This is a genomic window from Streptomyces meridianus, from assembly GCF_023703325.1.
GTDB classification, from domain to species: domain Bacteria; phylum Actinomycetota; class Actinomycetes; order Streptomycetales; family Streptomycetaceae; genus Streptomyces; species Streptomyces meridianus.
The window spans coordinates 58,805-79,595 of sequence record NZ_JAMQGM010000043.1 but is presented as its reverse complement, the minus strand read 5'-3'; the positions used below and the strand labels follow the sequence as shown (position 1 = coordinate 79,595).

10 protein-coding genes are annotated in these 20,791 nt (G+C 72.3%); 8 read left to right on the top strand and 2 right to left on the bottom strand.

Annotated elements, in window-relative coordinates; genetic code table 11:
• Window positions 1-445 precede the first annotated feature (445 nt).
• The 3 genes from M1E25_RS19880 to M1E25_RS19870 all read left to right on the top strand — a co-directional run bounded on the left by M1E25_RS19880 (window position 446) and on the right by M1E25_RS19870 (window position 14,090).
• Window positions 446-1,684 carry an MFS transporter gene (locus tag M1E25_RS19880; RefSeq protein WP_251417558.1) on the top strand — a complete coding sequence of 413 codons (1,239 nt, stop codon included), beginning with the start codon at window positions 446-448 and terminating at the stop codon, window positions 1,682-1,684.
• A 233-nt stretch (window positions 1,685-1,917) separates the two neighbouring features.
• Window positions 1,918-3,156, top strand: a complete 1,239-nt coding sequence (locus tag M1E25_RS19875; RefSeq protein WP_308290452.1) for an MFS transporter — start codon at window positions 1,918-1,920, stop codon at window positions 3,154-3,156.
• Window positions 3,153-14,090 carry a non-ribosomal peptide synthetase/type I polyketide synthase gene (locus tag M1E25_RS19870; protein ID WP_251417554.1) on the top strand — a complete coding sequence of 3,646 codons (10,938 nt, stop codon included), beginning with the start codon at window positions 3,153-3,155 and terminating at the stop codon, window positions 14,088-14,090. The genes M1E25_RS19875 and M1E25_RS19870 overlap by 4 nt, the downstream gene beginning before the upstream one ends.
• A gap of 169 nt (window positions 14,091-14,259) precedes the next feature.
• Here M1E25_RS19870 and M1E25_RS19865 read toward each other — a convergent pair whose 3' ends face one another.
• The gene (locus M1E25_RS19865; RefSeq protein ID WP_251417551.1) at window positions 14,260-15,114 is read right to left on the bottom strand and encodes a phosphotransferase; all 855 of its coding nucleotides are present in this window, start codon (window positions 15,112-15,114) and stop codon (window positions 14,260-14,262) included.
• A 199-nt stretch (window positions 15,115-15,313) separates the two neighbouring features.
• On the opposite strand from M1E25_RS19865, the gene M1E25_RS19860 reads away from it, so the two are divergent.
• The 5 genes from M1E25_RS19860 (at window position 15,314) to M1E25_RS19840 (ending at window position 20,113) form a co-directional block, all read left to right on the top strand.
• Window positions 15,314-16,297, top strand: a complete 984-nt coding sequence (locus tag M1E25_RS19860; protein WP_251417549.1) for an NADPH:quinone oxidoreductase family protein — start codon at window positions 15,314-15,316, stop codon at window positions 16,295-16,297.
• Window positions 16,298-16,352: 55 nt separating this feature from the next.
• Entirely contained in the window at window positions 16,353-17,534 is a 1,182-nt protein-coding gene (locus M1E25_RS19855; protein WP_251417582.1) for an acyl-CoA dehydrogenase family protein, read from the top strand.
• On the top strand, window positions 17,531-18,670 hold the full coding sequence (locus M1E25_RS19850) for an acyl-CoA dehydrogenase family protein (RefSeq protein WP_251417546.1): 1,140 nt from the start codon (window positions 17,531-17,533) through the stop codon (window positions 18,668-18,670). Before M1E25_RS19855 ends, M1E25_RS19850 begins: the two co-directional genes overlap by 4 nt.
• Window positions 18,671-19,146: 476 nt before the next feature.
• Complete coding sequence (locus M1E25_RS19845) at window positions 19,147-19,341, top strand: hypothetical protein (protein WP_251417544.1); 195 nt, start codon at window positions 19,147-19,149, stop codon at window positions 19,339-19,341.
• Between the two features lie 61 nt (window positions 19,342-19,402).
• Entirely contained in the window at window positions 19,403-20,113 is a 711-nt protein-coding gene (locus tag M1E25_RS19840) for a PIG-L deacetylase family protein (protein WP_285830990.1), read from the top strand.
• 57 nt (window positions 20,114-20,170) lie between these two features.
• Here M1E25_RS19840 and M1E25_RS19835 read toward each other — a convergent pair whose 3' ends face one another.
• On the bottom strand, window positions 20,171-20,773 hold the full coding sequence (locus M1E25_RS19835) for an N-acetylmuramoyl-L-alanine amidase (RefSeq protein WP_251417539.1): 603 nt from the start codon (window positions 20,771-20,773) through the stop codon (window positions 20,171-20,173).
• Window positions 20,774-20,791: the final 18 nt, after the last annotated feature.

Sequence of the window (20,791 nt, the reverse complement as noted above, 5' to 3'; positions counted from 1 at the left end):
GTGCGCGTCCCGACCGTCCTGATGCGTGTCCCCCCCGTGCACTCTCCTTGCCGGTCGTGCGAGCCGGGATGCCGGTGCCGCAGGTCCGGACATGCGCCGTCGTGGGGGAGAACGCACCGCGACGGACTGCGGACGCGCTGTGTACCGGTCACATCTCTGCCGTCCCGGGTTCCCGACGGCCTTCCGGGGGCCGCCGCTCCATGGGGCGCCACGCGCAGTCGAGTTGCCGGAGCCCGGATATCCGGGTGCCCCTGACGGTCGCCCGGGGTAGGGTCCGTGGCCATGACTCGAGCACAAGGGGGAGAGCTCGGCGAGGGGGAGACTCCCCGCGTGCGGTGAGCCCGCGCGTCCTCTCCCGCACATGAGACGAAACCGGGCACAGCCGCCGGTGAACTCGTGTTGCCCGGACGCGGTTTCCTTTCCGCATCCTCGCAGGAGTCCCCTCGTGCATACGCAATTCTTCAGCGCGCCCCGATCCGCACGGATCGAACGGCACCGCCACGCTCTCCTCGCAGCCGGCGTCTTCCTCGTCCTGGGGTTCCACGTCGGGGTCTGGGCCGTCGAGTTGCCCCGCCTCGCCGACGCCCTCCATCTCGAGCCCGGAGCCCTCGGCGCGGCCGTCAGCGCCTCGGCGGCAGCAGGGATCGTCACGCTCTTCGGCGGTGGCCGGCTGGCCGACCGGTTCGGCCGCCGTCCCGTCCTGCTCGCCGGTTTCGGCGGTACCGCTGCCGCGTTCGTGTCGCTCGCTCAGGTCCGCTCGACGCCGATGCTCATCCTTGTGTTCGTCCTGTACGGCCTGACGGTGAGCTTCATCGATCTCGGAGCCAACACGGTCGGTTCCGACTACGAACGAACCCACGGGCGGCAGGCCATGACCGGTCTGCATGCCGGATTCAGCCTGGGCGCCCTGCTCGGAGCCCTGGCCAGTTCCCTTTTGCTGTGGGCGGGCGCAGGGTTCCGCACGGTCTACGTGCTTCTCGCCGTCGTGCTCGCGCTCACCGCCCTGATCACCGCCGTGGCGTCGCTGCCTACTCGGAACGCCGGCCATCAGGGTGCGGAAGCAGGCGGCGCCGCCTCGGCCCGGCCCGAGCGGCCGGTGTGGCGTGAACTCGGCGTTGTCCTCGCGATGGGCGCCGTGACCGTCACGTTCTTCGGCGACGGTGCCCTGGAGAGCTTCCTCGGCGTCTTCCTCACCCGCTGGAACGCCCCCGACGGCGTGCTGACGGGTATCGGCATCGGCGGCTACCACCTCGCCTCACTGATCGGACGGCTCGGCTCGGTCGGTGTCCAGCAGCGGTGGGGAGAGCGGCGGCTGCTGTTCTGTGCGGGGATCCTGGCAGCGGCGGGAATGACCGCAGTGGTTGAGTCGACCACGCCCGTTCCGGCGATCTGCGGGCTGCTGGCCGTCGGCGCTGCGGTGGCACCCGTCGTCCCCCTGGCCCTGTCGCTGGCAGGCCGTAGCGTCCCAGGTCATGCGGGCAAGGCAGTGGCGCTGACCACGGCCGTCGGCTACAGCGCGTTCGTCGCAGGACCCGCTCTCATCGGGGCTCTCGCCGATGCCACGAGCCTGCGCACCGCGCTGGCCCTGCTGATCGTCACCAGCCTCACTGTCTCCGCTCTGGCCGTCCGCTGGCCTGCCCGGACCCGAGTTGGCGGCCCCGACGGCCGGAGCGTCGAAACCTGACGTCACATCAACATCGGGGCGGGCCCTGAGTAATCATCAAGGCCCGCTTCCGAAATCATGTTCCGTCAACTCCATATGACCTCATATATCGCGTCATTGCGTCGGGATTTTACGAAGGCATTGCCAGGGCATCCATCGCGTCGTAAACTCCGGCCGGAAGCCTCACTGCCCCAAAAAGTCATGGGAAATATTGTGTTGCGGAGTTTTTCTTGATTTCTCATGAATTAGGAACTGTGGTGGCGGGAAGTGATCGACGTTTCCGGAGTCTCGTCGCAGCTCATGCGGTGTCCACCTACGGGAACTACCTCAATCTGATCGCGCTCAGCCTGTTCTCCTACGAGGTCGCGGGCACCGCCTTCGGCATCGGCGCGTTCATGGCCCTGCGCCTGGCAGCTGGAGTGCTCGCCGGGCTGGCCGCCGGTGTTCTCGTCAGGCCTCACAACCGCCGCACCTTCATGATCTGCACCGATCTCGCCCAGGCGGCGGCCATGACGGTGCTCGCCGCACGCGCGGAGACCGGGGTGCTGCTTCTCTCCGCCGTCGTGGTGGTGCTCGGATCGGGCAACACGCTGTTCAACGTCGCGCTGCGCAGCGCGGTGCCGGACATGGTCGGTCAGGACAACCGGGTGCGGGCCAACGGGCTGCTCGTCACGGCGCGTTCCCTGGCCACGGTGCTCGGCTTCGCCTCCGCCGCTCCGGTGATCGCGGTCGGCGGCTACCGCGCGGCCTTCGCCCTGAACGCCCTGAGCTTTCTGGTGTCGGCCGCGGCGCTGCTGTTCCTGCGGCTGAGCACCCGGGACGAAGCCACCGCGGAGCCTTCCGAGGCCGCCGCGCCGTCTTCCACCCGCATCGGAACGGCCGTCCTCGCCCCGCCACTGCTGGGCATGCTCCTGCTCCGGGGCGCCGACGCCCTCGGCTCGTCCTCGCACAACGTCGCCCTGCCCGTGGTCGCCGAACTGGCCGATCCGGGCAGCCCGGCCGTGTTCATGACGCAGTTCTGGGCGGCGTGGGCGGTCGGCAGCCTTCTCCCGCACCAGCTGGTCAAGCGCTGGGAGCCATGGCGCCAGGCCCTCGAGGACGAGCGCGCGTTCGCGGTCGGCACCTGCCTGATGTCGGTCTCCTTCGTGCTGGCGTTCACCGGGCTGCCGGGACCCGCCCTCGTGGCCGTGGCCCTGGCCGCGGGGCTGGCGGACGGCTTCACCGACATCGCCTACACCTCACGCCTGCAGGCCGAGCCCGATGCCCGACGAAGCCGTCTGTTCGGCCTCTCCGCCGTCGCCGAGACCTCCGGGTTCGCCGTCGGCACCGTGGTGTCCGCCTGGGCTCTCGAGACGGCACCGCCCCTGCACGTCGTCGCGGCCTTCCACGGCATCGCCCTGTGCGGGGCGCTTGCGTTCCTGGTACTGGCCGGCAGACACCGGAGCGGCGCGAACGCTCCGGTAGCCGAAAGCGGAGAGAAGGACTGCATATGAACAAGCCGCGAGGTCTCTCCCACTACCGGGGACCCGAACTCGCGTTCTCAGCGGACGATTCACCGACCGCCGCGTCGGCTCTGCTGCGAGCCGCGGAACTCTTTCCGGAATCAGCGGTGGTCACCGTGGACCAGGACGGCGCCACGCACACGCTCACCTACGCCGAATTGCTGACCCGGGCGCGGAAACTGCTCACCGGACTCCGCGCACACGGCCTGCGTCCCGGTCAGCACGTCGTTCTCTGCGGTCTCCCGCTCGCCGAATTCTTTCCCGCCTTCTGGGCCTGCGCGCTCGGCGGAATCCGCCCGGTCGCCATCGCCGAGCACTGCGGTGAGGGCACCCCGGCGCTCGAACGCCTCCGGCACACCGGCGAGTTACTCGGAGCTCCAGTGGTGCTCAGCGACAGGGCCGGTGCCTCGTCGCTCGCCCGGACGGACCCCGCCCTGCGCGTCGCAGTCGCCGCCGACTGCCTCCGCCACGAACCGGCCGGCCGGCTCGAAGAGCCCGCCCCGGGCGATGTCGCGCTGCTCATGCTGTCCTCGGGCAGTACGGGCCTGCCGAAGGCCGCCCAGCTGACGCACGGCGGTCTCGCGGAGTTCGCCGCGAGCACCCGGCGGATCCTCGGCGTGGGACCCGGTGACGTCACACTGAACTGGCTCCCGGTCGACCACAGCGGGGCGTTCCTGATCTTCCACGTCCTCCAGGTGTTCGCGGGCTGCACCAACGTCCACGTGCCGACCGACCGGGTCCTGGCCGACCCCCTGCACTGGCTCGACCTGCTGGAGGAGCACCGGGCCGTTCACTCGTGGGCCCCCGCGTTCGCCTTCGCGCTGATCGCGGACGCGATCGGCGGCCGGCCCGGCGCCCGGTGGGACCTGTCCCGGCTGCGCACCCTGCTCTGCGGAGGCGAACGCATACCCCTGCCCGTGATGCGCCGCTTCCTCGACGCGGTCGCGCCCTTCGGCGTCCGGGACGAGCACATCGTGCCCGCCTGGGGAATGGCCGAGACCGTCACCGCCATCACCTACGGCCGGCTGGGTGCCCCGGGAAGCGTGCACCGCGTCCTCAAGTCGTCCCTGGGCGGCGACCTGATTCCGGCCGGTGAGGACGACCCGGACGCCGACTGCATCACCTTCGTCGCAGCCGGCTCGCCGGCGCACCGCGCCGAGCTGCGCGCCGTGGACGAGCGCGGCGAGCCGGTACCGGAGCGCAGGATCGGCAGACTCCAGGTCCGTTCCGCCCGGGTGACACCGGGGTATGCGGCCCGTCCGGAGGCCACCGCGGAGGCGTTCCCGGACGGTCCCGACTGGCTGGACACCGGTGATCTCGCCTTCTTCGCGGACGGCCAGGTGGTCGTCACCGGGCGGCGCAAGGACGTCATCATCCTCAACGGGCACAACCACTACAGCCACGAGATCGAGGAGGTGGCGGCCGGCGTCCCCGGCGTCCGGACCGGAAGCGTGGCGGCCTGCGGGGTTCCCGATCGGAACACCGGCAGCGAGTCGCTGGCCCTCTTCTTCGTGAGCACCGGCGCCCGCGATGCCGACCGGCGCGTCGCCGGCGCCCTCAGGGAAAGGGTGTTCACCCGGCTGAGACTCACGGCCGACCGGGTCGTCCCCGTGCCGGAGGCCGCATTCCCGAGGACACCGGCCGGGAAGGTGCGCCGCGGCGTACTGCGCGACCGCCTGGAGTCGGGGGAGTACGAAGGCACGTCCCCGGCGGCACCGTCGGCTCTCGTGGCGGGTGCGGGGACGACGGCCGCCGTGCAGGAGTGCGTCACGGCGATCCTGGGACACCCGGTTGACCCGCACACGCCGTTCTACGAACTCGGCATGAACTCGCTGCTGTTGATGCGGACGCGCGGCGACCTCGAACGCCGGCTCGGCCGGACCGTCCCCGCGACGGCCTTCTTCGAGCACCCGACGGCCGCCGCGCTGGCCGCCCACCTCGACGCGGCCCCGGCCGGCGGTACCGCCGACGTGACGGAGCCGGTCTCCCCGGCCACCCCCGCGGACCGGCGCATCGCGGTCATCGGTATGTCCGCGCGGTTCCCAGGAGCCGCCTCCGTGGACGAGTTCTGGAGCAACCTGTGTGCGGGCGTCGACAGCGTCCGCACCTATACAGCCGACGACCTCACCGCGGCTGGACTGCCGCCCGCACTGCTCGAGGAGCCCGGACGGGTGTCCGTCGCCGGGCACCTCGACGAGGCCGACGGCTTCGACGCGGACTTCTTCGGCATCAGCCGCCGCGAGGCCGAACTCACCGACCCCGCCCACCGGCTCTTCCTCGAGTCCTGCCACCAGGCCCTGGAGGACGGCGGGTACGCCGCCGGCGAACCGGGCACCCGTGTCGGCGTGTTCGCCGGATCCGGCATGCACCTGTACGGCCACCAGCAGCCGACCGCCACCGCCGGCCCCCGACCGGACGATCCGGCAGCCGGAATCCAGGCCGCTGTCGGCCGGCAGCCGGACTTCATGGCTTCCCGGGTGGCCTACCGGCTCGGCCTCACCGGCCCCGCCATTGGCGTGCAGACCGCCTGCTCCACCTCGCTCGTGGCCGTACACCTTGCTGCGCAGGCCCTGCTGAGCGGCGACGCGGACCTGGCCCTCGCGGGCGCAGCCGCCGTGCACACCCCCCAGGAGTCGGGCTACCGCAGCCACCCCGGCTCCATCCTCTCGCCGACCGGGCGATGCCGTGCCTTCGACGCCGACGCCGACGGCACCGTGGGCGGCAGCGGGGTCGCGGCGGTCCTGCTCAAGCGCCTGGACCGGGCACTCGCCGACGGCGACACCGTGCACGCCGTGATCATCGGGTCCGCGGTGAACAACGACGGCTCGGGCAAGGTCGGTTTCACCGCACCGGGAGTGGCCGGTCAGGTCGACGTGGTCCGGCAGGCGCTGCACCGCGCGAACGTCCCCGCTGACACCGTCTCGTACGTGGAGGCGCACGGCACGGGCACGAGGCTCGGTGACCCGGTCGAGTTCGAGGCCCTGTCGCGGGCGCTGGGCGAGGGCACCGGCAGGACGGGATTCTGCGCGCTGGGCTCCGTCAAGCCGAACATCGGTCATCTGGACAGCTGCGCGGGCATGGCCGGCCTGATCAAGACCGTGCTGATGCTGCGGCACGGCATGCTCGTGCCGACCCTGAACCTCACCCGCCCCAATCCGGCTCTGCGCCTCGAGGGCAGCCCGTTCGTCCTGGCCACCGAGCTCCGGCCCTGGCCGACCGGGAGCGGACTGCCGCGGCGCGCGGGAGTCTGCGCCCTCGGCGTCGGCGGCACCAACGCCCACGTCCTCCTCGAGGAGACGCCGCCCCGGGCGCCACGGCCGACGGCCGAGGGCCCCGTGCTCGTACCGGTCTCCGCCAAGGACCCCGGAGCGCTGGGCGACCTCGTCGCGGGCCTGGAGAAGCACCTGCGGGACCGTCCCGGAACCGCATGCGCCGACGTGGTCCGCACGCTCGCTCTCGGCAGACGGCACCGGGAGCAGCGGGCCGCGTTCGTCGCGCGCTCGGGCGAGGATCTCGTCGCGGCCCTCGCGCGGTGGAAGCCGGCTGCCCGGCAGCCCCTGGGATCCCTGGCATTCGTCTTCTCCGGTCAGGGCAGCGCCGCCCCCGGCATGTCGCGGGCGCTGCACGCGCACGCGCCCGTCGCGCGACGCGTGCTCGAGCAGTGCGAGCAGCTGTTCTCGGACGACTACGGCGGCAGCCTGCTCGACGTCCTGCTCGCGGACGACGCCGGGCCGTCCGCCGCCATGCCCACGCGCACGGCCCAACCGGCGCTCTTCGCCCACCAGATGGCGCTCTTCGAACTCTGGCGCGCTTGCGGTGTCCGGCCCGCCCTGCTGATGGGACACAGCCTCGGCGAGTACGCCGCCCTGTGCGCCGCGGGAGCCGTGTCGCTCGCCGACGGCCTGCGGCTCACGGCCCGGCGCGGCCTGCTGATGCAGGAGACCCCGCCCGGCGCGATGCTCGCCGTGCGCTGCGACCGGGCGACCGCGGACCGCATCGCGCAGGCGAGCGGCACCGAGCCGGCCGCGGTGAACGGGCCCCGCTCCCAGGTGCTCTCCGGAGCCGCGGGGGCGATACGGGAAGCCGCTGTCCTCCTGGACCGGGACGGCATCCCGTGGCGCGCCCTGTCCGTCGACCGGGCCTTCCACACGTCCCTGATGGACTCAGCCCTGGCGGAATTCCGCTCCGTCACCGACCGGTTGACGCTCGCGCCGTTGAGCGCGCCCTTCGTCGGAGGACTCGACGGCGTACTGCGGTCCGTGGGCCGGGTTGTCGACGCCGGTTATCTCCACGCGCAAGCACGCGAGGCCGTCCGCTTCGACCTCGCCCTGCGGACAGCCGCCGAGCAGGGATGCGCGGACTTCCTGGAGATCGGAGCGGCCGGCGTCCTGGCCGGCCCCGGCAGACAGTGCCTGCCCGGCAGCCGCTGGGTGCACCAGGGCCGGGACACCGACGCGATGGAGGGCCTGCTGGAGGCACTCGGAGAGCTCTACACCGGAGGAGCGGACGTGACCTGGAGCGATGTCGTACCGGACGGCGGCCGTATACCGCTGCCCGGCCACCCGCTGCGCCGCACCCCCACGGCACTCCCGGCGCAGCAACGGGTGGCAGCTGCCCGCGAGAGCTCATCACCCGCCCCGGCGCCCGGCGATCCGTCCACCCGGCGCGGCGACGATGCGCGGGTCGGTCCGGTCCTGCGTTCGGTGGTGGAGCTGACCGCCGCCCAACTGGGCGCCGACCCGGAGGAGATGAGCCCCGACACGTCGTTCTTCCTGCTCGGCGCCGACTCCCTCTCCCTCATGGGGATGACGCGAGAGCTGGAGACGCTCCACCAGGTCCGCATCCCCGTCCGCGAACTGTTCTCCACGGCGGACACCCCCCGCAAGCTCGCGGAACTCGTCGTACGGGAGGGCGGTGCGGTCATCACGCCGACGGAGTCGGCAGGGACCGCGACCGGAACCGTGCAGGAAAGGACGGGGAGTGAACCGGCTCCGACAGCCGCCCACGAGCACCGGACCGCGGAGGCGGACATCTGCCCCGTGGACGAACTGCCGGCGTACCCGACCGTTCCGGTCCTCTCGGCCACCGACGGCCCTGCTGCGGACGGCCTCCATGCGATCGCCGGACAGCAGCTGAGACTGGCCGAGAAGATGGTCGACCAGGTCACCGGCCTGATGTCACGCCAGCTTCAGGCGCTCGGCGCGGCGCTGCCACCCGCCGCGCCCCCTTCCGTCACGCCCGCTACGGCCGTACCCGCCCCGGCTGGAGAGCCCGCCGGTGCAAGCCCGGTGCCGGCGCCCCGGACGGAACCCGCACGGACGGCGCCCCCAGCGGCCGCCCGGCCCCTCACGGCGCTGCCCCCCTGCGCGGACGTCGACGTCCCGGACGCCTCCGGCTGCGACTTCAGTCTGTACTTCTTCGGCGACTACCCGGAGAGCGGGGAAACCGGCCGGTACGACCTCATCATGTCGGCCGCCGAGTTCGCCGACCGGCACGGCTTCCACACCCTCTGGTTCCCCGAGCGGCACTTCAACTCCTTCGGCTCCCTCTTCCCCAACCCCTCGGTCCTGGCCGCCGCACTGGCTGCGCGCACCAGTCGCATCCGGTTGCACGCCGGCTCGGTCGTCCTGCCGCTGCACCACCCCGTTCGCGTCGCCGAGGAGTGGTCGGTCGTCGACAACCTCTCCGGCGGACGCGCAGGGATGTGCGTGGCCAGTGGCTGGCACGCCCAGGACTTCGCGCTCGCCCCGGACAACTTCGGACGCCATCGCGAGCTGATGTACGAACAGCTGGACACCGTGCGCCGCCTCTGGTCGGGGCAAGCGGTTCCGGTGACCGCGGGCGGCGGCGAACCCGCGGAGGTCCGGCTGCACCCCACGCCCGTCCAACCGCAGCCGCCGCTGTTCGTCGCGGTCTTGGGCAACCCCGACAGCTACCGCAGGGCGGCCGAGAACGGTCTCGGCGTGGTCACCAACCTCATGTCGCAGAGCGTCGAGCAACTCGCGGAGAACATCGCGCTGTACCGGAAGACCCGGGCCGATCACGGGCTCGACCCGGCCGCGGGCCGCGTCGTCGTGCTCGTGCACACCTACCTCGGCGAGGACGCCGAGCGAGCCCGCGCCGAGGCCTACCGGCCCTTCATCGGCTACCTTCGCTCGTCGCTCTCCCTGTTCGACCAGGTCACGAACAGCCTCGGGTTCGATGTCGACCTGGACAACACCCCCGAGGAGGACCTGGAGTTCCTGCTCGGACGGGCCTACGAACGCTACTGCGAGTCCCGCGCCCTGATCGGAGACGAACGCACGGCCGCCGAGACGGTGCGGCTCCTGACCGAGGCCGGAGCCGACGAGATCGCCTGCTTCGTCGACTTCGGGGTGCCGAAGGACCGCGTGCTCGCCGCGCTGCCCGCGATCGACCGGCTCGGACGGTCGTCCCCCGGCCGGGCCGCCCGGGAGCCCGAACGTCTGCCGCTCTCCCCGGCCCAGCGCCGGATCTGGTTCCTGGAGAAGCTGCACCCCGGCACCGCCATGTACCACGAGCCGAAGGCCGTCCGGCTCCAAGGGCCCCTGGACGAGAAGGCGTTCGCCAGAGCCCTCCGGAAGGTCGTCGCCCGGCAGCCGGCCCTGCGCACCGTCTTCCCCGACGACGACGGCGTGCCGTGGCGCCGAATCCTGGACGACGTCCCGGTCGACTGCCCCGTCGAGGACCACACCGGGGCCGGAGAGGAGGAGGCCCTCAGGTCGGTGCTCGAGCGCGAGGCACAGCGTGTGTTCGACCTGGGCAGCGGCCCCTTGTTCTCCGCCCGGCTGCTCCGCACCGCACCGGACGTGCACCTGCTGTTCCTGCGGGCCCACCACATCGTGCTCGACTCCGCCTCCACCGCCGTGTTCGTCCGCGACCTCGCCGCCTTCTACCGCGCCGAGCAGCACGGGGCCGCCCCGCCCCCGCCCCTGGCGGACAGGCCGGAACCGCGGCCCGACCCGGCCGACACGGCACGGGACCTCGCGTTCTGGCGGCGCGAACTCGCCGGCGCCCCCGTTCTGCAACTGCCCGCCGACCGGCCCCGCCCGGCGGTCAGATCAGGCGCGGGCGCCGGCTTCACCCATGAATTCCACCCCGAACTCGTCGCCGAACTGCGCCGGTTCAGCGCCGATCACCGGGTCACGCCGTTCATGTCGCTCCTCGCGACGATCTGCGCGGTCCTCGCCCGGTTCAGCGGACAGGACGACGTCGTGATCGGCACGGCCGTCGGCGGACGGCCCGTGGCCGCCGAGGACGAGATCGGGCTGTTCCTGGACACCCTGGCGCTGCGGATCGACCTGTCGGGCGACCCCGGTTTCGCCGAACTGGTCCACCGGGTGCGGGAGAGCACCACGACCGCGTACGAGCACCGCGGCGTCCCGTTCGACGAGCTCGTGGGCGCGCTCGGCGTCCCCCGCGACCCGTCGCGCAATCCGCTCTTCCAGGTCCTGGTCGAGTACGAGAACGAGGGGCGGGTCGAGTTCGACCCGCCCCGGCTGGAGGCGACCCTCCTCGACGTGCCCAGCGCCCGCGCCCCGTTCGACCTCAGCATCTACCTCACGCACCACCGGAACGGCCTGCGCCTCATGGTCGAGTACGACACGGCGCTCTTCGACGAGGGCACCGTGCGCAGGTTCATCGACTATGCGGAGACCGCGCTGCGCAGGGCGCTCGAAGCGCCGACCGCGCCCCTGCCCGAGCTCACCGCCCTCACCGCCCTCACCGCGGCCGACCGGTCCGCGCTGACCGCCTTCGAGGGCGGGACCGAATCCGGTTCCGGCCGGACGCTGCACGAACTGTTCGAGGAGCAGGCGCGCAGAAGCCCCGATGCCGTCGCCCTGATCACGGACGACCGCGGCATCGGCTACCGGGAGCTGGACGAACACGCGAACCGGCTGGCCCGGCAGCTCGGCGCCAGGGGAGCAGAACGCGGCGTCCTCGTCGCGGTGCTGCTGCCGAGGGGCCCCGAGCTGATCACGGCACTGCTCGCGGTGCTGAAGAGCGGCGCCGGCTACCTCCCTCTGGACCCGGGCGCGCCGACGGCCAGGACGGAGTGGCTCCTCCAGGACGGTGCGCCGGCCCTGCTGGTGACGACCAGCGCTCTGCGCTCGGGGCTCGGACTCCCCGACGGCATGCGCGTGCACCTCGTGGACGAGGCGGCCGAAGCAGGGGACGTCACGTTCCCGGAGCGCCTCGGGGGTCCGGGGGAGCCGATGACTGCCGCGGACGGGGGCGACGAGAGTCCCCCGGAGGGCGGAGCACGGCCCGAGGACCCCGCCTACTGCATCTACACCTCGGGCTCCACGGGCCGTCCGAAGGGCGTCGTCGTACCGCACCGCGGCCCGGCGAACCTGGTCCGGCGGCACCTCGAGGGGCACGAGCCGATGCGCACCCTGCAGTGGACCTCCCCGTCGTTCGACGTCAGCGTCCAGGAGTTGTTCACCACACTGGCGGCGGGCGCGGCGCTCGTCCTGATCGGGGACGAGACCCGGCTCGACCCGGCGGCAGTCACCGAGGCCGTGCGGCGTCACGGGGTGCAGCGCCTGTTCATGCCGTACACACCGCTGAGATACCTCATGGAGACCGACCCGCTGATGCCCTCCGTGCGCGAGGTGTTCGTCGCGGGAGAGGCCCTGACACTCACTCCGCCGTTGCGCCGCTTCCTCGGGCGGCATCCCGAATGCGCGCTCTACAACCAGTACGGGCCCACCGAGGCGTCCGTGATCGTCACCTCCCACCGGGTGGATCCGGCCGAGGGCGACCGGCCCCCGATCGGCATGCCCGTACCCGGAGTGCGGATCCGGCTGCTCGACGGCAGCGGCCGCGAGGTGCCGGTCGGCGCCGTCGGCGAGATCCATGTGGCGGGCGTGGCACTGGCGCACGGCTACCACGGCCGCCCCGAGGAGACGGCCGCCGCGTTCGTGCGGGACGCCCGGGACGGCACCCTCTACCGCACCGGTGACCTCGGCAGATGGCGTTCCGACGGGGAGCTCGAATATCTCGGCCGCGCCGACGACCAGGTGAAGATCCGCGGCTTCCGGGTCGAACCGGCCGAGGTTCAGGCGGCGTTGGCCGTCCGGGACGACGTGACGGCCGCAGCGGTCGTGCCCCGGCGCGACCGGAACGGTGAGACCGTGCTCGCCGCCTACGTGGTGCCCGCGCGCGCCGCGGACGGCATCGGCCACCTCGCCGCGGCTCTCGCGGCCGGACTGCCCGACCACCTCGTCCCGCGGCAGTGGGTGCGCATGGACCGGATCCCGCTCAACAGCAGCGGCAAGATCGACCGGGACCGGCTGCCGGCACCGGAAACGGATCCCGCCCCGGACCCGGACGGCAGGACGGACCGGGCGGCTGCGGCGGGCGAGCCGTCCACCCCGGCCGAGAAGGTCATGCACGAGGTGTGGTGCGACGAACTGGGGCGCACCTCGGTGCCGGTGAACCGGTCGTTCTTCGAACTGGGCGGCCACTCGCTGAGCGCTGTCCGGCTCCTCAACCGCATGACCAGGGAGCACGGCTTCGAGATGTCCATGGCGGACTTCTTCCGCGCACCCACCGTCCGGGCCGTGGCCGGGCGGATGGCGTCCACGTCCGGGGCGACGGCCGACCGGGCCCCGATGCCCGGCACCGTACGCAGGATGTGGCGGCGCCACCACGAGCGCTCCGATCCCTCGGTCTACAACGTGGCCCACCGGATCGACCTGCACGGCGAACTCGACACGGCCGCGCTCTCGCACGCTCTGACCGTGCTCGTGCGCCGGCATGCCGCGCTGCGGAGCCGGGCCGTCCACCGCGACGGCGAGTACCTGATCGAGGTCCTCGCCGACCTCGAACCGGATCTGCCCGTCACCGATCTCACCGCCGCGGACGAGGAGCGGGTCGACCGTTGGTGCCGGGAGCAGGCACGGCGGCCCTTCTCCCTGGACACCGCCCCGCTGTTCCGGTTCGGACTCGCCCGCCTCGGCGAGGACCGGTGGGTGCTCGTCGCGGTGCTGTCCCACGCGATCTGCGACGGCTGGTCGATGGGCGTGCTGTGGCGCGAACTCGAAGAACTCCACAACGCGCGGCGCTCCGGCCGGGAACCCGAACTCGGCGCTGTTCCGGCGCAGTTCACGGATTATGCGCGCTGGGAGCGTGAACAGCTCACCGGCGCACGACGCGAGGAGCTCGAGGCGTTCTGGCGTCGCGAACTGGCGGGCGCGAAGCTGCGCATGGAGCTTCCCTACGACCGTCCCCGCCCCGAGGTCCTCTCCGGCGAGGGCGCACTGCACCGGCTGAGCATCGGCGAAGCGGTCGCCGAGCGGGTGGCAGGCACGGCGGCCCGGCTCGGCACCACCGCCTACCTGGTGCTGGCCGGCGCGTTCGCCGCCTGGGCCGGCGCAAGGTCCGGCAGCAGCTCCGATGTCGTGCTGGCGGCCTCCAGCGCGAACCGCACCCGCCAGGAGTTCGAGAACACCGTCGGCTTCATCGGTGACGCGGTGCTGCTCCGCACCCGCACCTCCGGGGCCACGACGTTCTCGGAGCTGGTGACGCACTTGGGCTCCATGCTCTTCCCGGCCATCGATCACCAGGCGTTGCCGCTCGAGGAGGTCGTGCGGCTGGCCGCCCCCGAGATGGCGGAGCAGCTGTTCCCCACGGTGCTGTTCACCGTGGTGACGACCGCCTCCCCGTCGATGGACCTGGACGGGCTGCGCACCCGGATCCGGAGCCTTCCCGTACCCGGACTGGCACGCAACGAGCTCTACGTGGTGCTGGTACCGGGAGACGACGGGATCGAGGTCGTCATCGAGTACTCCACCGACCTCTTCGACGCGTCGACGATCGCCTCCTGGGGCGAGGAGTTCGCAGCGCTGCTCGCCGAGGTCACGGCGGATCCGGAGGCACCCCTTCCCGGACGGGAGGGCTGACGCTCGGCTGCCGGCCGGTGAATCCGCGGCCGTCGAAGCGGAGGCTCGGGGGCCGCGTACGTCTTCGTGCCCTCGCCCTCCTCGTGGTCGTACACGGCGCAGTGCTTCCGTGACGAGGTCCGCGTCGAGCAGCGGACCACCGGCCGGACCGCGGGCCCGCCGGAGCGGCTCACGGCGCAACGGGACCGGCCGGGCCCGGCTGCCGCGAGACCGGCCAGAAGAACCGCTCCACGAGGTCGTGCACGCGCAGCCGTTCTTCGGACAGCCCGTCCCGCCCGTAGGCGTCGAGGAACAATTGGGCGTACGACTCTCCGAACTGCGGGTTCAGTTCGGCGTTGCGCAGACTGCGGAGCAAGTCGGCGACGTCGGAGTGGCGGTCCGCGACCCCGGCTCGTCCCAGGTCGACGAGCGCGGCCGGGCCGTCCGGGCGCAGCAGCACGTTCGGCAGGCAGAAGTCGCCGTGGCTGACGACGAGGTCATCCGGCCCGAACTGTTCCACTGCTGCTGTGAGTTCGCCGAGCAGGGTCGTGGCGGGACGGTCGTCCGCACCCCGCTCCCGCCACGACCGGTCGACCATGCCTGCCTCGGTACGGGATGCGGCGTGCTCCAGCGCGACCGGCAGCGATCGGTCGAAGGGGCAACCGGTGCGGTCGACGGCATGCAGTGTGTGCAGGCACTCGGCGAGCTGCACCACGACTGCGTCCCGGTCTCCCGCGGGCCACGGGCCGGAAGCCGGTGTTCCGGCCACGGCACGGGTCAACAGCCAGGCCGTGCCGTCGATGACGTCGAAGGCGAGCAGTTCGGGCACGGCCACGCCCCTGCCGTGAAGCCACACCAGACGGTCCGCCTCGGCCCGCAACTCGTCCTGAAGATCCGGCACCTGAGGGCCCGCGGCCTTCGCGTAGGCGACGGGCACGCCGTCCGCGTCCAGCAGCCGGTGCACCGCAGCGCCGGACAGCCCGACGGTGACTTCCTCCTCGCGGATGAACACCAGTCCGGTGCCGAGTGCGTCCGGGAGCCTCACGTGACCTGTCCTTCGCGTGTCCGTCATGAAGGGTGCGCTCCGCCCGCCGTCCCAGCTGGGCTCACACACTACGCAGCCCTCGCCGGGGCCCGGACGGGCCCTTCCCCCCATTCATACCGACTGGTTAGTATGCGCAAACCGACGGCGGTGCCGGAGCCCTTCGGCCCGCCGCCCCCTCGACGGTCGTGGAGGCCACCCCATGAAGGCATGGCGCGTGCACGAGAACGGCGAGCCCCGCGAGGTGATGAGCCTCGACGAGACGCCGGACCCCGTCGCCGGCCCGGGCCGGCTCCTGCTGCGCGTCCGCGCGGCGAACGTCAACTTCCCGGACGCACTGCTGTGCCGCGGTCAGTACCAGTCCCGGCCGCCGCTGCCGTTCACGCCGGGCGTCGAGGTCTGCGCCGAAGTCGTGGGCGTGGGCGTGGGTGCGGACGCGACCGTCGGCACCCGGGTGCTCGCCCAGCCCGCACTGCCCGCGGGCGGCTTCGCCGAGTACGTCCTGGCTGACGCCTCAGCCGTCCTTCCCGTGCCCGCCGCGCTGGACGACGCCCAGGCCGCGGCCCTCCACATCGGCTACCAGACCGGCTGGTTCGGCCTCCATCGCCGGGCCCGACTGCAGAGCGGCGAGACGCTGCTGGTCCACGCCGCGGCCGGCGGTGTGGGCAGCGCAGCCGTCCAGCTCGGCAAGGCGGCCGGCGCACGGGTCATCGGCGTGGTCGGCGGACCGGACAAGGCCGCGACGGCCCGTGACCTGGGCTGCGACCTCGTCATCGACCGTCGCTCCGACGACATCGTCGCCGCGGTGAAGGAGGCGACCGGCGGACGAGGCGCGGACGTCGTCTACGACCCGGTCGGTGGAGACGCCTATGCCAAGTCGGTCAAGTGCATCGCCTTCGAAGGCCGCATCGTCGTCGTCGGCTTTGCGAGCGGGGCGATCCCCACGCCCGGACTCAACCACGCGCTGGTGAAGAACTATTCGATCCTGGGCCTGCACTGGGGCCTCTACAACGTCCACGACCCGGCATCGGTGCGCGCCTGCCACGACGAGCTGACCGAGCTGGCGGCAAAGGGCGCCGTCGCTCCGCTGGTCAGCGAGCGGGTGCCGCTCGAGGCGGCAGCGGACGCCGTCCAGCGAGTGGCGGACGGCACCACCACCGGCCGCGTCGTCGTCACCACCGACTGACCCCAGGGAGGCCGCCGTGCCACGCAACGAAGCCCCGACCCCGAACCCGGCCGCCGTGCCCGACGCGGACGAACTGCGACGGCGCGTCGCGGAACTGACCGCGGCCCACGACCCCGCGACCACTGATCGCGCCGACTTCCTGCGCGCCCGGTTCGACGCCGGACTGGCCTGGGTGCACTTCCCCGCAGGCCTCGGCGGACTCGGCGCCCCCCGGTCGCTGCAGACGGTCGTGGACGCCGCACTCGAAGCCGCCGGCGCACCCGACAACGACCCGCGCCGCATCGGCATCGGCCTGGGCATGGCCGCCCCGACCATCCTGAAGTACGGCACGGAGGAGCAGCAACGGCGTTTCCTGCGCCCGCTGTGGCTGGGCGAGGAGGTGTGGTGCCAGCTGTTCAGCGAACCCGGTGCCGGATCGGACCTCGCCGGGCTCGCCACCCGCGCCGTCCGGGACGGGGAGGACTGGATCGTCGACGGGCAGAAGGTGTGGACCTCCAGCGCCCACCTGGCCCGGTGGGCCATCCTCATCGCCCGCACCGACCCCGGCGTGCCCAAGCACCGCGGCATCAGCTACTTCGTGTGCGACATGACGGACCCCGGTGTCGAGGTCCGCCCGCTGCGCCAGATCACGGGCGAGGCCGAGTTCAACGAGGTGTTCCTCACCGGGGTGCGCATCCCCGACCGCCACCGCCTCGGGGCGGTCGGCGACGGCTGGCGGGTCGCGCAGACCACGCTGATGAACGAGCGGGTGGCCATCGGCGGCGGCACCGTCCCCCGCGAGGGCGGCATGATCGGACTCGTCGCCGGGACCTGGCGGGCCCGGCCCGAACTGCGTACCCATGACCTGCACCAGCGGCTGCTCGGGCTGTGGGTGGAGGCCGAGGCGGCGCGGCTCGCGGGGGAGCGGCTGCGGCAGCAACTGGCCGTCGGCCAGCCCGGTCCCGAGGGCTCCGCGATGAAACTCGCGTTCGCCCGCCTCAACCAGGAGATCAGCGGACTGGAGGTGGAACTCCTCGCCGACGACGGCCTCACCTACGAGGACTGGACGATGCGCCGTCCCGAAAAAGTCGACTTCACCGGACATGACGCCGGGTACCGCTACCTGCGGGCCAAGGGGAACTCGATCGAGGGCGGCACTTCGGAGGTCCTGCTGAACATCGTCGCCGAACGCGTCCTCGGACTACCGGCCGAACCACGCACCGACAAGGACGTCCCGTGGAAGGAACTCTCCCGTTGAGCGCCGGACCCGATCTGCTGTACTCCGAGGCCGAGGAAGACCTGCGGGCCGCTGTCCGGGCGCTGTTGACGGACCGCTGCGACGCAGCGGTCGTCCTCGCCCGCCAGGAGACGGACGAGCCGTACGACCCTGCCCTGTGGGACGCCCTGACCTCCGGGATCGGAGCGGCCGGACTGCTGGTGCCCGAGGACCTCGGCGGGCAGGGCGCGACGGCCCGCGAGGCTGCGGTCGTCCTGGAGGAATTGGGGCGCAGCGTCGCCCCGTTGCCGTATCTGACGAGCGCGGTGATCGCCGTCGAGGCGCTGCTGGGCTGCGGGCCGGCAGGCTCGGACACCGTCGCCGGAACGCTCGCGCCGGTGGCGTCGGGCCGGTCGGTGGCCGTGCTGGCCGTCCCGTGGTCGACGGCGGCGGGAGGCGAGATCGCACCTTCGGTGCGCGCTGCGGCCGACGGCCGACTGGACGGCCAGGTGCCGGCGGTGGCCGACGCGGCACGCGCGGACGTCCTGATCGTCCCGGCGCACGGGCCGGAGGGTTCAGCGCTCCACGCCGTCGAGGCCCGGGACGCCGCAGTCACGATCTCCCCTCGGGTGCCGCTGGACCTGACCCGGCCGATCGCGGACGTCGGGTTCGACGCAGCGCCCACTCGCCTCCTGGCCGGATCCGGCGACGCCGATGCCGCCGTGCAGCGGGCCCTGCTCGCCGGTGCCGGACTCCTCGCGTCGGAACAACTGGGCCTCGCCGAATGGTGCTTGCGGGAGACCGTGCGCCACACGAGCGAGCGGCACCAGTTCAACCGTCCCGTCGGCTCGTTCCAGGCGCTCAAGCACCGTCTCGCCCGGATCTGGCTGGATCTGGTCTCCGCCCGGGCCACGGCCCGCAACGCGGCCGACGCTCTGGCGACGGGCAGCCCGGACGCCCCGGTGGCGGTCTCCGTCGCCCAGGCCCTCTGCTCCGGCGTTGCGGTGCACGCGGCGGAGGAGTGCGTGCAACTGCACGGCGGACTCGGCATGACCTGGGAACACCCGGCCCACCTCTACCTCAAGCGCGCCAAGAGCGACGCGACCGCGCTGGGCACCGCCGGCCGCCACCGCTCCCGGCTGGCGGGACTGGTCGATCTGCCGGCTCCGATGGACTGAGTGTCCGATTCCGGCCCGTGGGCCGCGACGTCCTGGCACACCAGGACGTGCGGGACCGGGCCGGGGCGGTCACGCGTTTTCGGCCCAGCCCGTGTGCGTGTGTCAGAAGAAGCCGGAAAGTTCGGTCAGCGCCCTGATGAGGGGAACCTGCGAGGTGGCCGGCTCCCTGCAGATCACGCGCCCTGCGTACGGTCGGTCGCATCAACACGCCGCCCGAGTCGAAGAGAACGCCTCGCAGCCCCGCACGCCTGTCCGGTCCTCGGGCATCCGCGCGTCGTTCCGTGGCCGTCGGGCCGAAGGCGCTCAGCGGCGGCATCGCTGCTCGGGCGCCGAACCGGCCGCCTGTTCGCCGACGATCGAGGTAACAGGCAGTCAACACCCGTTCGGAGGACGCCCGTACGGCCGGAGAAGGCACGGCGATGGGTCACACTGGCGGCCGTTCGCCGCTCCGTCGCCCGCGGCCAAGGAGGTTCATCGTGGCCATTTCCATCTCAGTGGTCGTCCTGCTCCTGCTCCTGGCAGTCATCTTCGTGCGCAGCGGCACACTGAAGATGTCGCACGCCCTCGTATGTGTGATGCTCGGATTCAGTCTCGCGGGGACCAGCCTCGCCCCGACGCTCTACAACGGCCTCTCCGCGACGGCTGAGGTCGTCGGAAGCGTCAAACCGTGACGGCAGGGGGCGCCCGCGGCCCGAACGGCAGGAGAGTGCGGTGACCGCACCCCTCGAGGCCATGCCCACCGACTGGCAGAGCTGCCTGGCGATCGTCGCCCATCCCGACGATCTGGAGTACGGCGCGGCTGCCGCAGTCGCCACGTGGACCGACCGGGGCGCGGAGGTCGGCTATCTGCTGGTCACGCGGGGCGAGGCCGGCATCGACGGGATCGACCCGAGCCGTTGCGCCCCGCTGCGCGAGAAGGAGCAACGGGCGAGCGCCGAGGTGGTCGGCGTCCGGTCCGTCGAGTTCCTGGACCACCGGGACGGCGTGATCGAGTACGGCGTCGGTCTGCGTCGCGACCTCACCGCAGCCATCCGCAGGCACCGCCCGGAGCTGGTGCTCACGCTCAACCACCAGGACACCTGGGGCGGCACGTACTGGAACAGCCCGGACCACCGCGCCGTGGGCCGGGCGGTGCTCGACGCGGCCGGGGACGCCGGCAACCGCTGGATCTTCACCGACCTGGCGGACGACGGCCTCGAACCCTGGGGCGGGGTGCGGTGGGTGGCGGTCGCGGGTTCGCCGAACCCCACGCACGCGGTCGACGTCTCCGAGGGGTTCGAGCGCGGGGTCCGGTCCCTGCTCGCCCACCGGGCGTACATCGAGGGCCTGACGGACGAGGACCCGGAAACCTACTGCCGCAACTTCCTGACCGGCACCACCCGGAGCGCGGCGTCCCGGTTCGGCGGGCGGCCCGCGACCACGTTCGAACTCTTCCCGCGCTGACGGACCACGCGACAGCCTCTCCGGGAGTCCTGCGCGGCTCGGTTCCACCAGCGGCGTTCAGCCATTGACCAGATGCAGGTATCGGTCCCAGTCCCAGAGGGGTCCGGGGTCGGTGTGGTCGGCCCCCGGCACCTCGGAGTGGCCGATGATGTGGTCCCGGTCTCCGGGTATGCCGTAGGTGGCGCAGAGATGGGCGGTGAGCGCCGCGGACGCCTCGTACATCGCCGCGGTGAAGTACCGCGGCCGGTCCACCCAGCCCTCGTGCTCGATGCCGATGCTGCGGGTGTTGTGGTGCCAGTTGCCGGCGTGCCAGGCGATGTTCCTGTCCCGCACGCACTGGGCGATGCGGCCGTCGACGGACCTCACCACGTAGTGCGCCGAGACCGGCTTGTCCGGGTTCTGGAAGATGCCGATCGTGTCCGCGAAGGTCTCCTGGGTCACGTGGATCACGACGCGGTCGATCGGATGTGCCGACGGACGGTCGGATGCCGTGCAGGTGGATCCGGCGGCCGGTGCCCAATGGGCGTGCGGATAGTCCACGAGCCTGCGCTCGCGACCCAGCACAGGCAGTGCGGCCGAAACCGCCGTGGCCGCCGCGGCCGCTCCGAAGAGCAGCCCGGCCCGCACCACGGCACGTCGGCCGTCAGGCCCCCGCTCCACCACGACCCCCCGAAACGC

Bases quoted from the DNA above. Each gene is read 5' to 3' on its own strand.
- M1E25_RS19840 (WP_285830990.1), top strand. From the start codon at position 19,403: ATGCCCACCGACTGGCAGAGCTGCCTGGCGATCGTCGCCCATCCCGAC.
- M1E25_RS19870 (WP_251417554.1), top strand. From the start codon at position 3,153: ATGAACAAGCCGCGAGGTCTCTCCCACTACCGGGGACCCGAACTCGCG.
- M1E25_RS19860 (WP_251417549.1), top strand. From the start codon at position 15,314: ATGAAGGCATGGCGCGTGCACGAGAACGGCGAGCCCCGCGAGGTGATG.